This is a genomic window from Streptococcus sp. 5004, assembly GCF_013276755.1.
GTDB lineage: Bacteria > Bacillota > Bacilli > Lactobacillales > Streptococcaceae > Streptococcus.
Map to the genome: position 1 here is coordinate 43,695 of NZ_VMLP01000012.1, position 16,709 is coordinate 60,403.

Annotated in this window: 14 protein-coding genes and 1 pseudogene; 14 read left to right on the forward strand and 1 reads right to left on the reverse strand. The window is 41.2% G+C overall.

Annotated features, from left to right (window positions below):
* Window positions 1–76 precede the first annotated feature (76 nt).
* The 12 genes and pseudogenes from budA (at window position 77) to alaS (ending at window position 12,120) form a co-directional block, all read left to right on the forward strand.
* On the forward strand, window positions 77–808 hold the full coding sequence (gene budA / locus HT685_RS04920) for an acetolactate decarboxylase (RefSeq protein ID WP_000360298.1): 732 nt from the start codon (window positions 77–79) through the stop codon (window positions 806–808).
* A 9-nt stretch (window positions 809–817) separates the two neighbouring features.
* Window positions 818–1,570, forward strand: a complete 753-nt coding sequence (locus HT685_RS04925) for a YhfC family glutamic-type intramembrane protease (RefSeq protein ID WP_000152237.1) — start codon at window positions 818–820, stop codon at window positions 1,568–1,570.
* Window positions 1,571–1,682: 112 nt separating this feature from the next.
* Complete coding sequence (gene murB / locus HT685_RS04930) at window positions 1,683–2,588, forward strand: UDP-N-acetylmuramate dehydrogenase (protein ID WP_000116175.1); 906 nt, start codon at window positions 1,683–1,685, stop codon at window positions 2,586–2,588.
* Window positions 2,589–2,747: 159 nt separating this feature from the next.
* Window positions 2,748–3,905 carry an ABC transporter ATP-binding protein gene (locus HT685_RS04935; protein ID WP_000742895.1) on the forward strand — a complete coding sequence of 386 codons (1,158 nt, stop codon included), beginning with the start codon at window positions 2,748–2,750 and terminating at the stop codon, window positions 3,903–3,905.
* A complete protein-coding gene (locus HT685_RS04940; protein WP_000753803.1) occupies window positions 3,886–4,692 on the forward strand; it encodes an ABC transporter permease in 807 nt (268 codons plus the stop codon). Before HT685_RS04935 ends, HT685_RS04940 begins: the two co-directional genes overlap by 20 nt.
* Window positions 4,689–5,462, forward strand: a complete 774-nt coding sequence (locus HT685_RS04945; RefSeq protein WP_000712740.1) for an ABC transporter permease subunit — start codon at window positions 4,689–4,691, stop codon at window positions 5,460–5,462. The genes HT685_RS04940 and HT685_RS04945 overlap by 4 nt, the downstream gene beginning before the upstream one ends.
* Window positions 5,459–6,529: an ABC transporter substrate-binding protein gene (locus tag HT685_RS04950; RefSeq protein ID WP_173226700.1), complete on the forward strand. Its 1,071-nt coding sequence runs from the start codon at window positions 5,459–5,461 to the stop codon at window positions 6,527–6,529. The genes HT685_RS04945 and HT685_RS04950 overlap by 4 nt, the downstream gene beginning before the upstream one ends.
* A gap of 161 nt (window positions 6,530–6,690) precedes the next feature.
* Complete coding sequence (locus HT685_RS04955; RefSeq protein WP_173226698.1) at window positions 6,691–7,515, forward strand: GIY-YIG nuclease family protein; 825 nt, start codon at window positions 6,691–6,693, stop codon at window positions 7,513–7,515.
* Between the two features lie 17 nt (window positions 7,516–7,532).
* Window positions 7,533–7,811, forward strand: a complete 279-nt coding sequence (locus HT685_RS10075) for a hypothetical protein (protein WP_240148103.1) — start codon at window positions 7,533–7,535, stop codon at window positions 7,809–7,811.
* Window positions 7,812–8,225: 414 nt separating this feature from the next.
* Window positions 8,226–8,699 (forward strand): annotated as a pseudogene (locus HT685_RS10080) (PASTA domain-containing protein); the annotation flags it as partial.
* A 295-nt stretch (window positions 8,700–8,994) separates the two neighbouring features.
* On the forward strand, window positions 8,995–9,480 hold the full coding sequence (locus HT685_RS04965; protein WP_173226696.1) for an LURP-one-related/scramblase family protein: 486 nt from the start codon (window positions 8,995–8,997) through the stop codon (window positions 9,478–9,480).
* Between the two features lie 21 nt (window positions 9,481–9,501).
* The gene (gene alaS / locus HT685_RS04970; protein ID WP_173226694.1) at window positions 9,502–12,120 is read left to right on the forward strand and encodes an alanine--tRNA ligase; all 2,619 of its coding nucleotides are present in this window, start codon (window positions 9,502–9,504) and stop codon (window positions 12,118–12,120) included.
* A 192-nt stretch (window positions 12,121–12,312) separates the two neighbouring features.
* On the opposite strand, the gene HT685_RS04975 is transcribed toward alaS, so the two are convergent.
* A complete protein-coding gene (locus HT685_RS04975; RefSeq protein ID WP_173226692.1) occupies window positions 12,313–13,767 on the reverse strand; it encodes an alpha-amylase in 1,455 nt (484 codons plus the stop codon).
* A 178-nt stretch (window positions 13,768–13,945) separates the two neighbouring features.
* Here HT685_RS04975 and HT685_RS04980 point away from each other — a divergent pair, with 178 nt between their 5' ends.
* A complete protein-coding gene (locus tag HT685_RS04980; protein ID WP_050242125.1) occupies window positions 13,946–14,695 on the forward strand; it encodes an ABC transporter ATP-binding protein in 750 nt (249 codons plus the stop codon).
* On the forward strand, window positions 14,676–16,355 hold the full coding sequence (locus HT685_RS04985; protein WP_173226691.1) for a hypothetical protein: 1,680 nt from the start codon (window positions 14,676–14,678) through the stop codon (window positions 16,353–16,355). The genes HT685_RS04980 and HT685_RS04985 overlap by 20 nt, the downstream gene beginning before the upstream one ends.
* Window positions 16,356–16,709: the final 354 nt, after the last annotated feature.

Consider the following 16,709-nt stretch of genomic DNA (forward strand, 5'->3'; position numbering starts at 1 on the left):
TTTCTCTCGTTCACATCTAGGGGCAAATGTGGTATACTTAGGAGTAAGATTTATAGAATAACAGACAAGAAAGTGAATGGATAAGAACGTGCAGGAACCAGTGAAATTATTTCAATACAATACCCTTGGAGCCTTGATGGCTGGCCTTTATGGTGGTACTATGACAGTAGGAGAATTGCTAGAACATGGTGACCTTGGTTTGGGAACCTTGGATTCTATTGATGGAGAATTGATTGTCTTAGATGGCAAGGCCTATCAGGCCAAAGGGTCAGGAGACCAGCCAGAAATTGTAGAAGTATCACCAGATGCCCTTATTCCTTATGCAGCAGTAGTACCACATCAGGCAGAGGTCATTTTCCGCCAGCGCTTTGAGATGACAGACAAGGAATTGGAAGAACGAATCGAGTCTTATTATGATGGGGAAAATCTTTTCCGCTCAATTAAGATTCGTGGTGAATTTTCACATATGCATGTGCGCATGATTCCCAAGTCGACACCAGATACCAAGTTTGCTGAGGTCGCAACCCATCAACCGGAATATAGTCGTGACAATGTGGCGGGAACCATCGTTGGTTTCTGGACGCCTGAGATTTTCCATGGGGTTAGTGTGGCAGGTTACCATCTGCACTTCATCTCAGATGATTTGACCTTCGGTGGGCATGTCATGGACTTTGTCATCAAGGAAGGCATTATCGAGGTGGGAGCAGTTGACCAGTTGGATCAACGTTTCCCAGTCCAAGATCGTCAATACTTGTTTGCTAAGTTTAATGTTGACGAGATGAAAAAAGATATTGAAAAGGCGGAATAGGAGAAGAAAATGACCATTCATATTATCATTACCATGTTGCTGTTACTGGCTTTCTTGATAGGGAGCATTTGGTATGCCAGAAAGAAATACCAGATTAATCTAGCTGTTTTGGGCTTGGGGGCTGTTGCTTTCTTTGTCTCTTCACAGATTTTAGAAAAACTGGTGCATATCTTTGTTTTGCATCCTCAAAAAGACGGTAGTATTGCCCTCTTGCAAGACCATCCGCTTGTCTATATCATCTATGGCCTAGCCATGGCAGCATTTTTTGAGGAAACGGCTCGTCTTGTTTTCTTCAAATGGTTGGAGAAAAAGAGAAGTTTGGAAAAGGCAGACGCCTTGGCCTATGGACTGGGGCATGGTGGCTTGGAATTAATTTTCCTGGGTCTTGCTAGTTTGTTTAATCTCTACATCGTTCTCTCAGCAGTTCAAACTCAGGATCCACAGGTTATGCAATTACTGTCTGAAAATATGTTGAAGACTATCCAGTCGCTATCGGTCTGGCAGATTTATTTGCTTGGTTTTGAGCGAATCTTGGCGCTAGGTTTTCAATTACTCTTGACAGTTTGGGTTTACCAAGCTGTTCGCCAGAAGAAATGGATTTATCTCCTAGCAGCCTATGGCCTACATGCCTTCTTTGATCTGGCACCATCTCTAGTCCAAGTTGGCTGGCTGACCAATCCAGTCTTGGCGGAAGTTGTCCTAGCACTAGAGCTCGTTCTGGTTGCCTATGGAACCAAGGCAATCTTTTGCAAAAAATCATAAGAAAAAGGGGGAAACCTCTTTTTTGTTTAAAATAAGCCTAAGATTTTTTTAGGGTCGTCAAATGGTCTTAAAAATGGTATAATGGAATGAATTTTGTAAAAGGAAGAGTGACATGTCTGTAAGAGAAAAAATGCTTGAAATCCTAGAAGGAATTGATATCCGTTTTAAGGAACCCTTGCATAGCTATAGTTATACAAAAGTAGGTGGAGAGGCCGATTATTTGGTCTTTCCACGAAATCGTTTTGAGTTGGCGCGTGTTGTTAAATTTGCCAATCAAGAAAATATTCCTTGGATGGTTCTTGGAAATGCCAGCAACATCATCGTTCGTGATGGTGGGATTCGTGGATTTGTCATCTTGTGTGACAAGCTCAATAACGTTTCCGTTGATGGCTATACCATTGAAGCAGAAGCTGGTGCTAACTTGATTGAAACAACTCGCATTGCCCTTCGTCATAGTTTGACGGGTTTCGAGTTTGCTTGTGGCATTCCTGGAAGCGTCGGCGGTGCTGTCTTTATGAATGCGGGTGCATACGGAGGAGAGATTGCACACATCTTGCAGTCTTGTAAGGTCTTGACCAAGGATGGAGAAATCGAGACCCTGTCTGCCAAAGATTTGGCTTTTGGTTACCGCCATTCAGCCATTCAGGAGTCTGGTGCAGTTGTCTTGTCAGCTAAATTTGCCCTAGCCCCAGGAACCCATCAGGTTATCAAGCAGGAAATGGACCGCTTGACGCACCTACGTGAACTCAAGCAACCTTTGGAATACCCATCTTGTGGTTCGGTATTTAAGCGTCCTGTTGGGCATTTTGCAGGTCAGTTAATTTCAGAAGCTGGTTTGAAAGGCTATCGTATCGGTGGCGTAGAAGTGTCTGAAAAGCACGCAGGATTTATGATCAATGTCGCAGATGGAACGGCCAAAGACTACGAGGACTTGATTGAGTCTGTTATCGAAAAAGTCAAGGAACACTCAGGTATCACGCTTGAAAGAGAAGTCCGTATTTTAGGTGAAAGCAAGTAGGAAGCTGTAGTTGAAAAGCTGCTGCTATGTCATGGAAAGGGGGTGAAAGCCTATCGTTAGTGCAGAAGAATGTAGGCAGTTTAATCTCCTACACGAGGTAGTGACGGCCTGACAGAGCCCTGATCTGTTAATCTATGAAAAAGAAGGAATAAATGACAATTGAAAAAACCAATTATTGAATTCAAAAACGTCTCAAAAGTTTTTGAAGACAGCAACACCAAGGTTCTCAAAGACATCAACTTTGAGTTGGAAGAAGGGAAGTTCTATACTCTTCTAGGCGCGTCTGGTTCAGGGAAATCAACTATCCTTAACATCATTGCAGGTTTACTGGATGCGACGACAGGAGATATTTTGCTGGATGGTGTCCGTATCAATGACATCCCAACCAACAAGCGAGACGTCCATACGGTCTTCCAATCCTATGCCTTGTTTCCACATATGAATGTGTTTGAAAATGTTGCCTTTCCACTTCGCTTGCGTAAAATTGACAAGAAAGAAATCGAGAAACGCGTAGCGGAAGTTCTCAAGATGGTTCAGTTGGAAGGTTACGAAAAACGTTCCATTCGTAAACTTTCTGGAGGACAACGTCAGCGTGTGGCTATTGCCCGTGCCATCATCAACCAACCTCGTGTGGTTTTGTTGGACGAGCCCTTGTCAGCGCTGGACTTGAAATTAAGAACAGACATGCAGTACGAGCTCCGTGAATTGCAACAACGATTGGGCATTACCTTTGTCTTTGTCACTCACGATCAGGAAGAAGCGCTGGCCATGAGTGACTGGATTTTCGTTATGAATGATGGCGAGATTGTCCAGTCTGGAACACCTGTGGACATCTACGATGAGCCAATCAACCACTTTGTTGCCACCTTTATCGGTGAGTCAAATATCTTGCCAGGAACCATGATTGAGGACTACTTGGTTGAGTTTAACGGCAAACGCTTTGAAGCGGTCGATGGTGGGATGAAGCCAAATGAGCCTGTCGAGGTTGTCATTCGTCCAGAGGACTTGCGTATTACCCTTCCTGAAGAAGGCAAGCTCCAAGTTAAGGTCGATACCCAGCTCTTCCGTGGGGTGCACTATGAAATTATCGCCTATGACGAACTTGGAAATGAATGGATGATCCACTCAACCCGTAAGGCCATAGTGGGTGAGGAAATCGGTCTGGATTTTGAACCAGAAGACATCCACATCATGCGTCTCAATGAAACAGAAGAAGAGTTCGATGCCCGTATCGAAGAATATGTGGAAATCGAAGAGCAAGAAGCAGGTCTGATCAATGCAATCGAGGAGGAAAGAGATGAAGAAAACAAGCTCTAAACTCTTTGTAGTGCCCTACATGCTTTGGATTGCCCTCTTTGTCCTGGCACCCTTGGTCTTGATTTTCGGTCAATCCTTTTTCAATATCGAAGGCCAGTTTAGCTTAGAAAACTATAAATCTTACTTTGCGTCACAAAACTTGACCTACCTCAAAATGAGCTTTAACTCCGTGCTTTATGCAGGAATTGTGACCTTTGTAACCTTGCTTATCAGCTATCCAACAGCCCTCTTTTTGACCCGTCTCAAGCACCGTCAACTTTGGCTCATGCTGATTATCCTGCCAACCTGGGTCAATTTGCTCCTTAAAGCCTATGCCTTTATCGGGATTTTTGGTCAAAATGGCTCTATTAACCAATTCTTGGAATTTATCGGAATCGGTTCGCAACAGTTGCTCTTTACCGATTTCTCCTTTATCTTTGTCGCAAGCTACATCGAGCTTCCTTTTATGATTTTGCCCATTTTCAATGTCTTGGACGATATGGATAACAATCTCATCAATGCCAGCTATGACCTCGGTGCTACCAAGTGGGAGACTTTCCGCCATGTCATCTTCCCTCTATCGATGAATGGGGTGCGAAGTGGAGTTCAGTCGGTCTTTATCCCAAGTTTGAGTCTCTTCATGCTGACCCGTTTGATTGGTGGGAACCGCGTTATCACGCTGGGAACAGCCATTGAGCAGAACTTCCTGACCAATGACAACTACGGTATGGGTTCAACCATCGGTGTGATTCTCATCCTGACCATGTTCATCACCATGTGGGTGACCAAGGAAAGGAGAGAACGATGAAAAAATTTGCCAACCTTTATCTAGGACTGGTCTTTCTTGTCCTCTACCTGCCGATTTTTTACCTGATTGGCTATGCCTTTAATGCAGGCAATGACATGAATAGCTTTACAGGCTTTAGCTTGAGCCATTTTAAAACCATGTTTGGCGATGGTCGTCTTATGTTGATTGTAACTCAGACCTTTTTCTTGGCCTTCCTGTCAGCCTTGATTGCGACCATTATCGGGACTTTTGGTGCCATTTACATCTACCAGTCTCGTAAGAAATACCAAGAAGCCTTTCTATCACTCAATAATATCCTCATGGTTGCGCCTGACGTTATGATTGGTGCCAGCTTCTTGATTCTCTTTACCCAACTCAAGTTTTCACTTGGCTTTTTGACCGTTCTTTCTAGTCACGTGGCCTTCTCCATTCCTATCGTGGTCTTGATGGTTTTGCCTCGTCTCAAGGAAATGAACGGTGACATGATTCATGCGGCCTATGACCTTGGTGCCAGTCAATTTCAGATGTTCAAGGAAATTATGCTTCCTTACCTGACTCCGTCTATCATTGCAGGTTATTTCATGGCCTTCACCTATTCGCTAGATGACTTTGCTGTGACCTTCTTTGTGACGGGAAATGGCTTTTCAACCCTATCAGTCGAGATTTACTCTCGTGCCCGTAAGGGAATTTCGCTAGAAATCAATGCCCTGTCTGCCCTTGTCTTTCTCTTTAGTATTATCCTAGTGGTTGGATATTACTTTATCTCACGTGAAAAGGAGGAGCAAGCATGAAAAAACTCTATTCATTTTTAGCAGGAATTGCAGCCATTATCTTGATCTTGTGGGGAATTGCGACGCATCTAGATAGTAAAATAAATAGCCGAGATAGTCAAAAACTGGTTATCTACAACTGGGGAGACTATATCGATCCAGAACTCTTGGAGCAATTCACAGAAGAAACAGGAATCCAAGTCCAGTATGAGACCTTTGATTCCAACGAAGCCATGTATACCAAGATTAAGCAGGGTGGAACGACTTATGATATTGCCATCCCAAGTGAGTACATGATTAACAAGATGAAGGACGAAGACCTCTTGGTGCCACTTGATTATTCAAAACTTGAAGGAATCGAAAATATCGGACCAGAGTTTCTCAACCAATCCTTTGATCCAGGTAATAAATTCTCTATTCCTTACTTCTGGGGAACACTGGGAATTGTCTACAATGAAACTATGGTCGATGAAGTGCCTGAGCATTGGGATGACCTCTGGAAGCCAGAGTATAAGAACTCTATCATGCTCTTTGATGGGGCGCGTGAGGTGCTGGGACTAGGACTCAATTCCCTTGGCTATAGCCTCAACTCCAAGGATACCCAGCAGTTGGAAGAGACAGTGGATAAGCTTTACAAGCTCACTCCAAATATAAAGGCTATTGTGGCGGACGAAATGAAGGGCTACATGATTCAGAATAACGCTGCTATCGGCGTGACCTTCTCTGGGGAAGCTAGCCAAATGCTAGAAAAAAATGAAAATCTACGTTATGTGGTACCGACTGAGGCCAGCAACCTTTGGTTTGACAATATGGTCATTCCCAAAACAGTTAAAAACCAAGACGCAGCCTATGCCTTTATCAACTTTATGTTGAAACCTGAAAATGCTCTTAAAAATGCAGAGTATGTCGGTTATTCAACACCAAACCTACCAGCCAAGGAACTACTCCCAGAGGAGAAAAAAGAAGACAAGGCCTTCTATCCTGATGCTGAAACCATGAAACACCTAGAAGTTTATGAAAAATTTGACCATAAATGGACAGGAAAATATAGCGACCTCTTCCTACAGTTTAAAATGTATCGGAAGTAGGAGTAGAATGTACGAAAACGAATCAGTTAAGCTGGTTCGTTTTTTTGATGACAGCTATTAATTAAAGTAACCTGATAAAAGTTTGACCATAACTATACATTTTTGTATAATATGTGAGAAATGTAAAATTTAGCAAATATTATGGGGAATAAAGTTTTGTTATGGATTTAAAGTTAAATGATATTTTGAATATAAGTGAACAAAATCAATGGAAATTCAAGGTGAAGTTTAATAATTGGACTGGAGAAAACCCAATTCAGACCTATTTAAGAGATGAGGAAATAATAAACAACTACAATCTATTTTGGAGAACAAATAAGCGATATTTTAATGTTGGAGATATCGTTATAAATTTTATTAAGATAGATAATAATAAATGGTTATTGACTACAATAAAAGAAGTTACCAAGGAACTTTTTGTAACTGGGGGTCAGAACTATGAAGGAATTGAATTGAATGAGTATTCTGCACTTTTTGGGCGTTTAATTATTAGGTATAGAAAAAAATCTAGAGGTTCAGTTCTAAAATATTCAACTTGTAATGAAGAATTGATTATAGAGCAATTGTTATCAGATTCATTTGGTGGGGAAGAATTTCCGGGTTATGATAATATTTCTTTATCTTATAGAGACTTAGAATTGATTTTACGTTTGAGAAAAAAAGATTGGATAACTGCTTTACAAAATCAAAAGGCTGTTTATCTTATTACTGATAAGCAGAATGGTAAATTATATGTCGGATCAGCAACTTCAAATTATGGTATGCTTTTACAACGTTGGCAATCCTATGTGGATAATGGACATGGTGGCAACAAAGAACTTAAGATTTTAGTTGAAAAACAAGGGTTTAATTATGTTAAAGATAATTTTCAATACTCTGTATTAGAAAACTATAATGGAAAAATAGATGATAAATTTGTTTTAAAACGTGAATCCTGGTGGAAAGAAGTTTTAAAATCTAAAGAACATGGATATAATTCAAATTAGAAGGAGGTATAAATAGTTTGAATAATTGGGAAAGAGATCTTCGAGATGCAGAACGAAATCAAGAATTAAGAAGACAAAATAATTTGTTAGAACAACAAAGATGGGAGCAGCAAGAATCTAACCAAAAACAACACGCAGCATTACAAGAACAAAATCGTCTTGCTTGGAAGCAGAATGAGGCATTAGAGGAGAGAAATGAACTAGAACGTCAGCGACAATGGGATGAGAAATTTAGACATGAAAGAGAGTTAGAACTACGTAAAGAGCAACAATATAAAGATAATATATTTGATTAAAAAAAACTATGGGCCAAAGCTGAAACTGAAGATGAGAGAGGGAGAATTCAGATACTCTTAGCAGAAGCAGAAACTGAGTATAATCAATATATGCTTGAGAAAGAGAGAGAAAAAGAACAGGAAGAATTAGCAAGGTATCATCGAGAGAAAATCAATAGAATAAAGTGGTTTTTCGGAATAGCTACAAGCTTACTTTTATTAGTGATAATTGGAACTTTTTTCATAGGTATGAGTAAGTCCAAATCATCTCATAACAGTACTAAGCAATCAACTCAATCAACTCAATCAACTCAATCAACTCAATCATCTAATTCAGTAAGCTCCACAAGTTCTACAAAGCAAGCTTCTCTTGGTGGAAATAAAGCTAAAGATAAACAAACTTCATCTACAAGTTCTGCCTCTTCTAGACCACAGGCTACAAAAGTATATATTGGAAACTACATTGGTCAAAAATACTCGGATGTTATAGCTGAATTGAAGAGTAAAAATATTCCTGAGAATCATATAAAAGTTGAGGAGGAAGAAAGTGATGAATATTCTCCCGGTACAATTTTACGTCAGAGTTTGTCAGAGGGAACTTTATATGATTTGAATGATTCATCAGGTATTATTTTGACTGTTGCAAAAAAACGAACTAGTGCTACAATGCCAAGTTATATTGGTTCTAGTTTAGAGTTTACCAAAAATAATTTAATCAATATTGTTGGTATAAAAGAAGCTAATATTGAAATAGTGGAAGTAGCCAGTGCTCCTGAGGGTACTGCTGAAGGAACAGTGGTTGATCAAAGACCTAAGGCAGGGGAAGAGGTTCGTTTGGAAAATACAAGAATTAAAATTTCAATTTATAAGCCCAAAAATTCTCAAACATCACGAAGTAGATCTAGATAAATTAAGAGGTTAATGCAGAAAGTTAACTTATGGCTAACACATGCTATTTGGTTAGAATCATTTCCAGTTGACGCAGACTTAAAAAAACGTTATAATAAGAGAGTTGAGAATTGATTTTCACTTGTCTTAGTCCAGAGAAATGGCGGTGCTGCGAGCCATCTAAGCTAGGAAGTCATGCTACTCAATCATACAATTGCATAAGAACAAGAGAATGACAAGTTCATTGAATGAAGGTGGTACCGCGGTTTTTCGCCCTTCGTGATATGAGCTTGTCTTTTGATTTTTGGAGGTGTTGATGAAAACATTTCTTGTCAAACAAAAGTTTCGTCTTGGAGGCGAACGCTTCGCTATCAAGGATGACAGGGGAGAAATAGCCTATCAGGTGGAGGGATCATTTTTTAAAATTCCCAAAACTTTTATCATCTATGATGCTAATGGTGAACAGGTTAGTCAGATCAGTAAAGAAATCTTAACCTTACTACCTCGTTTTGAGATTCAGCTTCAGGATGGCTCGAGTTTTGTCATTCGTAAGAAGTTGACCTTCTGGCGAGATAAGTATGAGTTTGATAATCTAGGTCTTCGTATCGAGGGCAATATATGGGATTTGAATTTCAAATTGCTAGATGATCGCGATCAGCTGATTGCAGAAATTAAGAAGGAACTCTTCCATCTGACCTCTACCTATACCGTAACGGTTCTTGAGGACGATTATGCAGATCTAGTCATTTCCCTCTGTGTTGCGATTGACTATGTGGAAATGCTGGAAAGCCAATCACATTAAACAAGTAAATAAGGAGACAATATGAAACAACTATCTAGTGCACAAGTACGCCAAATGTGGCTTGATTTCTGGGCGACCAAAGGTCACTCAGTAGAACCATCAGTGAGCTTGGTTCCTGTAAATGACCCTACACTTTTGTGGATCAACTCTGGGGTAGCAACCCTTAAGAAATACTTTGACGGGACCATTATCCCTGAAAATCCACGTATTACCAATGCCCAAAAGGCTATCCGTACCAACGACATCGAAAACGTAGGGAAGACTGCACGTCACCATACCATGTTTGAAATGTTGGGGAACTTCTCTATCGGGGATTACTTCCGTGACGAAGCCATCACTTGGGCTTACGAGCTTTTGACAAGCCCTGGGTGGTTTGATTTCCCTGCTGAAAAACTTTACATGACTTACTATCCAGATGATAAAGATTCTTACAACCGCTGGATTGAAGTGGGAGTGGATCCAAGTCACTTGATTCCAATCGAGGACAACTTCTGGGAAATCGGTGCGGGACCTTCTGGACCAGATACAGAGATTTTCTTTGACCGTGGAGAGGCTTTTGACCCAGAAAATATCGGTCTTCGCCTGCTTGCAGAAGATATTGAAAACGACCGTTATATTGAAATCTGGAACATCGTTTTGTCACAATTTAACGCAGACCCTGCTGTTCCTCGTAGCGAATACAAGGAACTGCCACACAAGAACATTGATACGGGCGCTGGTTTGGAGCGTTTGGTGGCGGTTATCCAAGGGGCTAAGACCAACTTTGAAACGGACCTCTTCATGCCGATCATCCGTGAAGTGGAGAAATTGTCTGGTAAGGTCTATGACCAAGATGGCGACAACATGAGCTTTAAAGTTATCGCAGACCACATCCGTTCACTCTCATTTGCCATCGGTGATGGTGCCCTTCCAGGAAATGAAGGTCGTGGTTATGTCCTTCGTCGTCTGCTCCGTCGTGCGTCTATGCATGGTCAAAAATTGGGAATCAACGAGCCTTTCCTTTACAAACTCGTTCCAACCGTTGGAAAAATCATGGAAAGCTACTACCCAGAAGTGCTTGAAAAACGTGACTTTATCGAAAAAATCGTTAAGAGCGAAGAAGAATCATTTGCTCGTACCCTTCACTCAGGTCAACACTTTGCCCAAGGCATTGTAGCTGACTTGAAAGAAAAAGGTCAATCTGTCATTGCTGGTTCAGATGTATTCAAACTCTATGACACTTATGGATTCCCAGTTGAATTGACTGAAGAAATCGCTGAAGAAGCTGGTATGACTGTGGACCGTGAAGGCTTTGAAGCAGCCATGAAAGAACAGCAAGAACGCGCGCGTGCCTCAGCTGTCAAGGGTGGCTCAATGGGTATGCAAAATGAAACCCTTCAAAACATCACTGTAGAAAGTGTCTTCAACTACAATGCTAGCCAATTGTCTTCTAAATTGGTGGCTATCGTGGCTGACAATGCAGAAGTAGAAGCTGTGTCAGAAGGAACTGCCTCTCTTATCTTTGCGGAAACGCCATTCTATGCTGAAATGGGTGGACAAGTAGCTGACCACGGACAAATCTTGGATGAGTCAGGTAAGGTCGTAGCTACTGTGACAAATGTTCAAAAAGCTCCAAACGGACAAGCTCTTCATACAGTTGAAGTCCTTGCACCGCTTGCCTTGAACCAAGAATATACCTTGGCAATCGATAGCAATCGTCGTCACCGTGTCATGAAAAACCACACTGCGACTCACTTGCTTCACGCTGCCCTTCACAATATCCTTGGAAGCCACGCGACACAAGCAGGATCTCTTAACGAAGTTGAATTCCTTCGCTTTGACTTCACCCACTTCCAAGCAGTAACTGCAGAAGAATTGCGTGCGATTGAACAGCAAGTCAACGAGAAAATCTGGGAAGCTCTTGAAGTGAAGACAGTTGAAACGGATATTGACACTGCTAAGGAAATGGGAGCTATGGCCCTCTTTGGTGAGAAATACGGCAAGGAAGTCCGTGTCGTGACTATCGGCGACTACTCTATTGAGCTTTGTGGTGGTACCCACGTTGGCAACACTTCTGAAATTGGCCTCTTCAAGATTGTCAAAGAAGAAGGTATCGGATCAGGAACTCGCCGTATTTTAGCAGTGACTGGTAAGGAAGCCTTTGAAGCCTATCGTGAACAAGAAGACGCACTTAAAGCTGTCGCAGCAACCCTGAAAGCACCTCAACTTAAAGAAGTACCTCACAAGGTAGAAGGACTTCAAGAACAACTTCGTCAGCTTCAAAAAGAAAATGCTGAGTTGAAAGAAAAAGCCGCAGCTGCAGCCGCAGGTGACATCTTCAAGGATGTTAAGGAAGTCAACGGTCACCGTTACATTGCTAGTCAAGTGTCTGTATCAGATGCCGGTGCCCTTCGTACCTTTGCAGATAATTGGAAACAAAAAGACTACTCTGACTTGCTTGTCCTAGTTGCTGCTATCGGTGACAAAGTCAATGTTCTTGTAGCAAGTAAAACAAAAGACCTTCATGCAGGAAACCTTGTCAAAGAATTGGCACCAATCGTCGATGGACGTGGTGGTGGTAAACCAGACATGGCCATGGCAGGAGGAAGCAACCAAGCTAAAATCCAAGAATTGTTGGATGCAGTAGCAGGTAAATTGTAATCAAGTAATACTCTTCGAAAATCTCTTCAAACAACGTCAGCTTCACCTTCGATTTTATATGTGACTGACTTCGTNNTTCCTAGTTTGCTCTTTGATTTTCATTGAGTTTAAAGATCTATCCATTTGGGTAGGTCTTTTTGTGAATGCAAAAAAGCCAAATCCCCTTGGACCTGGCTTGATAATCATTGGCAATTAGATTGCATTGGCTGCCCAGACACTTACGGATCTAGCTGAGACTGGGAATTGTCCATAACCTTCCTCATCAATTGTAACTTGACCTTGGTGATTTCCAAGTAAATCTACAAAGGTTTGGTTAGCCCATTCTTGGCCGACAAACATTGACTTACTGTTTTCTTGGTCATTTGAGATAAGAACTGTGATTGGGGCTTGATTTTCAGCGCCTGAACGTACCCAACCGATACAGTTAGCATCATCAAAGTAGTCTGTTTGCTCTCCATAGGCCAAATCTTTTCGGATGGTTAGGAGGCGGTCAAGGACTTCTTTGAAATCTTCTTGAGCATATCGCCCTGAAATCCCATAGTAGTCTCCGTAAAAGACACATGGAAGGCCATTTTGGCGTAACAGAATGAGGGCATAGGCTACTGGTTTGAACCATTCTTCAACGGTAGACTCAAGAGCCTGACCTCGTTGGGTATCGTGGTTGTCGACAAAAGTCACCGCCTTGTCAGGCTTGAGTTCAACCAGGCTATCTGTGAAAATGCCACGAAGGTCATAGCTGGAACCTGCTCGGCTAGCATCAAAGAGATTCTGGTGGAGACGAACATCGACAAGGTCAAAGCGTTCTTCCGTTTTTTCGAGATAGTCCAGATTGGCTTCCTTGTCTGGGTTCCAAAATTCACCAAAAACATAGAAATCCTCACCGTATTTTTCCTTCATATCGCGGATGAAATTGCGCATAAAGAAAGAATCGATATGTTTGACAGCATCCAAGCGGAAACCAGCTACACCAGTCGTTTCCATGAACCAGTCAGCCCAGTCATAGATATTTTGGATAACTTCAGGATGTTTAAAGTCTAGGTCGGCATACATGAGGTAGTCGTAGTTACCGTTTTCATTATCGACCAATTCCTCGTTGGCCCAGCCCTTGTTGTCCCCTTGGATGAGGTAAATCCCGGATTTACGGCGTTTGGCATCATAGTCTGTACCTGTGAAGTGGTACCAGTGCCAGTGGAAGTCATTGTAGGTATCTTGGCGACCATCAAAGGTAAAGCTAGTCCAGCCATTGATGGTGAAAGGTTCCCCAAGTTCAACTGTACGGTCAACCGGATCCACTTCGATAACTTGAAAGGCTTCCATATGATCGGCCGCAGCCTTGTGGTTGAGTACCACATCGGCCATAGGCTGGATTCCCTGTGCTTTTAGGGCTTGAATGGCTTGAAGATAGTCTTCTTTAAAACCATACTTGGTGCGGACAGTTCCTTTTTGGTTAAACTCTCCTAGGTCAAATAGGTCATAGACCCCATAGCCGACATCTTTTTCATTGGTCGCCTTAAAAGCTGGTGGCATCCAGACATGACTGATGCCGAGATTAGCTAGGTGTGGAGCATCTTCAGCCAGACGCGTCCAGTGCTGACCGTCGTGGGGCAGATACCATTCAAAGTATTGCATGAGTGTTTGATTTTGCATGATGTTTCCTCTTACTTGTCAATCTTGTTCTTTATTCTATCATAAAGTATCTCTTAGGGCAAACGTTTGCGTAAGATAGAAGGAAACTATTTTAACTACTTAAAATAAAGTATTGATTTTTTTGTATCAAAGTGCTAGTATAATAGTATGTAATATAGATAAAGATAGGAGTCATCCCATGATTGAATTTCAAAATGTTAGTAAGTTGTATGGTGATAAAGAGGCTTTGAGCAATCTCAATTTGCAGATTGAAAATGGGGAGATTATGGGCTTGATTGGTCATAATGGTGCTGGAAAATCGACCACTATAAAATCCCTAGTCAGTATCATTTCACCCAGCAGTGGTCGTATTTTGGTAGACGGTCAGGAGTTATCGGAAAATCGCTTGGCTATTAAACGAAAGATTGGCTACGTAGCAGACTCGCCTGACTTGTTTTTACGCTTAACGGCCAATGAATTTTGGGAATTGATCGCCTCATCCTATGATCTGACTAGCTCTGACTTGGAGGCTAGTCTAGCTAGGCTATTGAGTGTTTTTGATTTTGCTGAAAATCGTTATCAGGTTATTGAAACCCTTTCTCACGGAATGCGTCAGAAAGTCTTTGTCATTGGGGCACTCTTGTCTGATCCTGATATTTGGGTCTTGGACGAACCCTTGACTGGTTTGGATCCCCAGGCTGCCTTTGATTTGAAGCAGATGATGAAGGAGCATGCGCAAAAAGGCAAGACGGTCTTGTTTTCAACCCATGTCCTAGAGGTGGCAGAGCAAGTCTGTGATCGGATTGCCATTTTGAAAAAGGGGCATTTGATTTATTGTGGTAGTGTAGAGGACTTGAGAAAAGACCACCCAGACCAGTCTTTGGAAAGTATCTACCTTAGCCTTGCTGGTAGAAAAGAGGAGGTTTCAGATGCGTCTCAAGGTCATTAAAAAATTAGTTGATATCAATATCCTCTATTCATCTCAAGAAGCGAATCTGGCTAACCTACGAAAGAAGCAGGCTAAGAATCCTGGGAAAAAAGTAAATGTTTCCGCTAGAATCCTAAGTTCTTACATTTTTTCTAGTCTCTTGATGCTTTTCATGTTTATAAATATAGCCTTTCGTTTTCCTTTTGAGGAAATGCCAAGTTTTTTTAGTAGCATGGTTGCTATTTTACTGGTGCTTGCCTTTTCAACTTCTTTCACTGCATTTTACAATGTCTTTTATGAGAGTAAGGACTTGGCATCGTATAGGCCCTATGCCTTTAAAGAATCAGAGATTATAATTGCTAAAGGACTGTCTGTTCTCTTGCCAGCTCTAGCTGGAATTGTGCCAATCCTAGCTTATTTTCTAGTCCTCTATATTAGGCTAGCTCCTTCTCTTTGGCTGGGCTTGCCTTTGATGCTGCTGTCCTTGGCCTTATTATTTGTCTCTGTTACTTTAGTGATGGTAGTGGCAGTACATTTCTTGGCTCAGACTACGGTCTTCAGAAAGTATCAGTCTATTTTTGCGAATGTGATGATTGGGATAGGAGTTCTCATACCTTTAATATTTGTCCTCTTTCTACAGTCGACTTTTGGAAGTATTGTTGACAAAGTTAGAGACATTCCATTTCTCCTTTATCCTCTTCATATCTTTTACAAAATAGCAGTGGCTCCTTTTTCGACAGAAGCCATCTTGGGTCTACTCGCTTGGATAGGACTAACTCTCTTCCTACTTTACCTGACCAAAAAGAAGGTTCTTCCTCATTTTTATGACGTGATTCTGCTTAACAGTGAGGAGAAGGTCAAGAAAGAACGTCGCAATAAGGAGAGAATTTCAACTACTAATAAAAAGGGCTTTTTCCGTATGGTTTTACGCTACCACCTCACCCTCTTGGGACAGGGAACTGGCGTGATTACAGTGCTTTTTACAAGTGCTTTTCTTCCTTATCTCATGATGATCGGTCTGATTTCCAAAATTCGAGATTCTCAGATAGTTCCAGATATTCATCCTCCATACTGGTTACCCTTGTTTTTTATAGCTCTCTTTATAGCAGTTGTCAATAACAATATCACCAGCCTGCATTCAATTGCCTTGTCCTTGGAGAGGGAAAATGTTGATTTTCTTAAGAGTTTACCCTTTGACTTTGCTCGTTATGTGAAAGTGAAATTTTGGATTATATTTGCTGTCCAGTCTTTTTTACCAGTTCTGACTTTACTTGGCCTTTCTCTATATCTAGGCTTGCCCATCCTTTCGATGATTTATCTTCTTGTAGTCTGGATCCTTGCCAGTGTCATCCTTTCTTGCCACCATTACCTTAAGGACGTGAAAAATTTGTCAACAAATTGGAGTAACATTACGGACCTGGTGAACCGTTCAAATCGTATAGTCGCAATTGTTTTGATTTTTATTTATAGTGCAATCTTAATGGCCTTTGTAATAGGGAGCTTATTCTTGGTTCGGTCTCTCGCCCCTGTCCTTGCCATCAGCTTGGGAGTAGGAGTTCTTATCCTCTTGCTTGCTCTTGCTATATTTAGCTATCATTACTACCTGTCACGCATATTGACAGAAATAGAAAAAGATGAGATAGTTGGTCGTTTGCTTGATACATTTTATAAAAAGAAATGAAGCTGAGCAAAAAAACACTTCTAACTATCAAAAAACGAGTATTTCCGTAGATGGAGATACTCGTTTTTCTAGGTCGTTTTTGTTACTATAACAACAAAACGACTAGAAATTTATAACAATATATAAATTCTATAGCATCAATTGCTTAAATTTTGGACTAGATTTTATCTATGATGTTTTGAAGATTAATGGAGCTTGAGATGTTTGCTATTTATGGATAGCATACAAAATCATTGTTACTGGCAAGCTCTCTCATGCTTTTGGGTTTGCCTTTCATCTAGTTATTCTTATAAAAATCCGTTTTATACTCAATGAAAAACAAAGAGCAAACTAGGAAGCTAGCCTCAGGTTGCT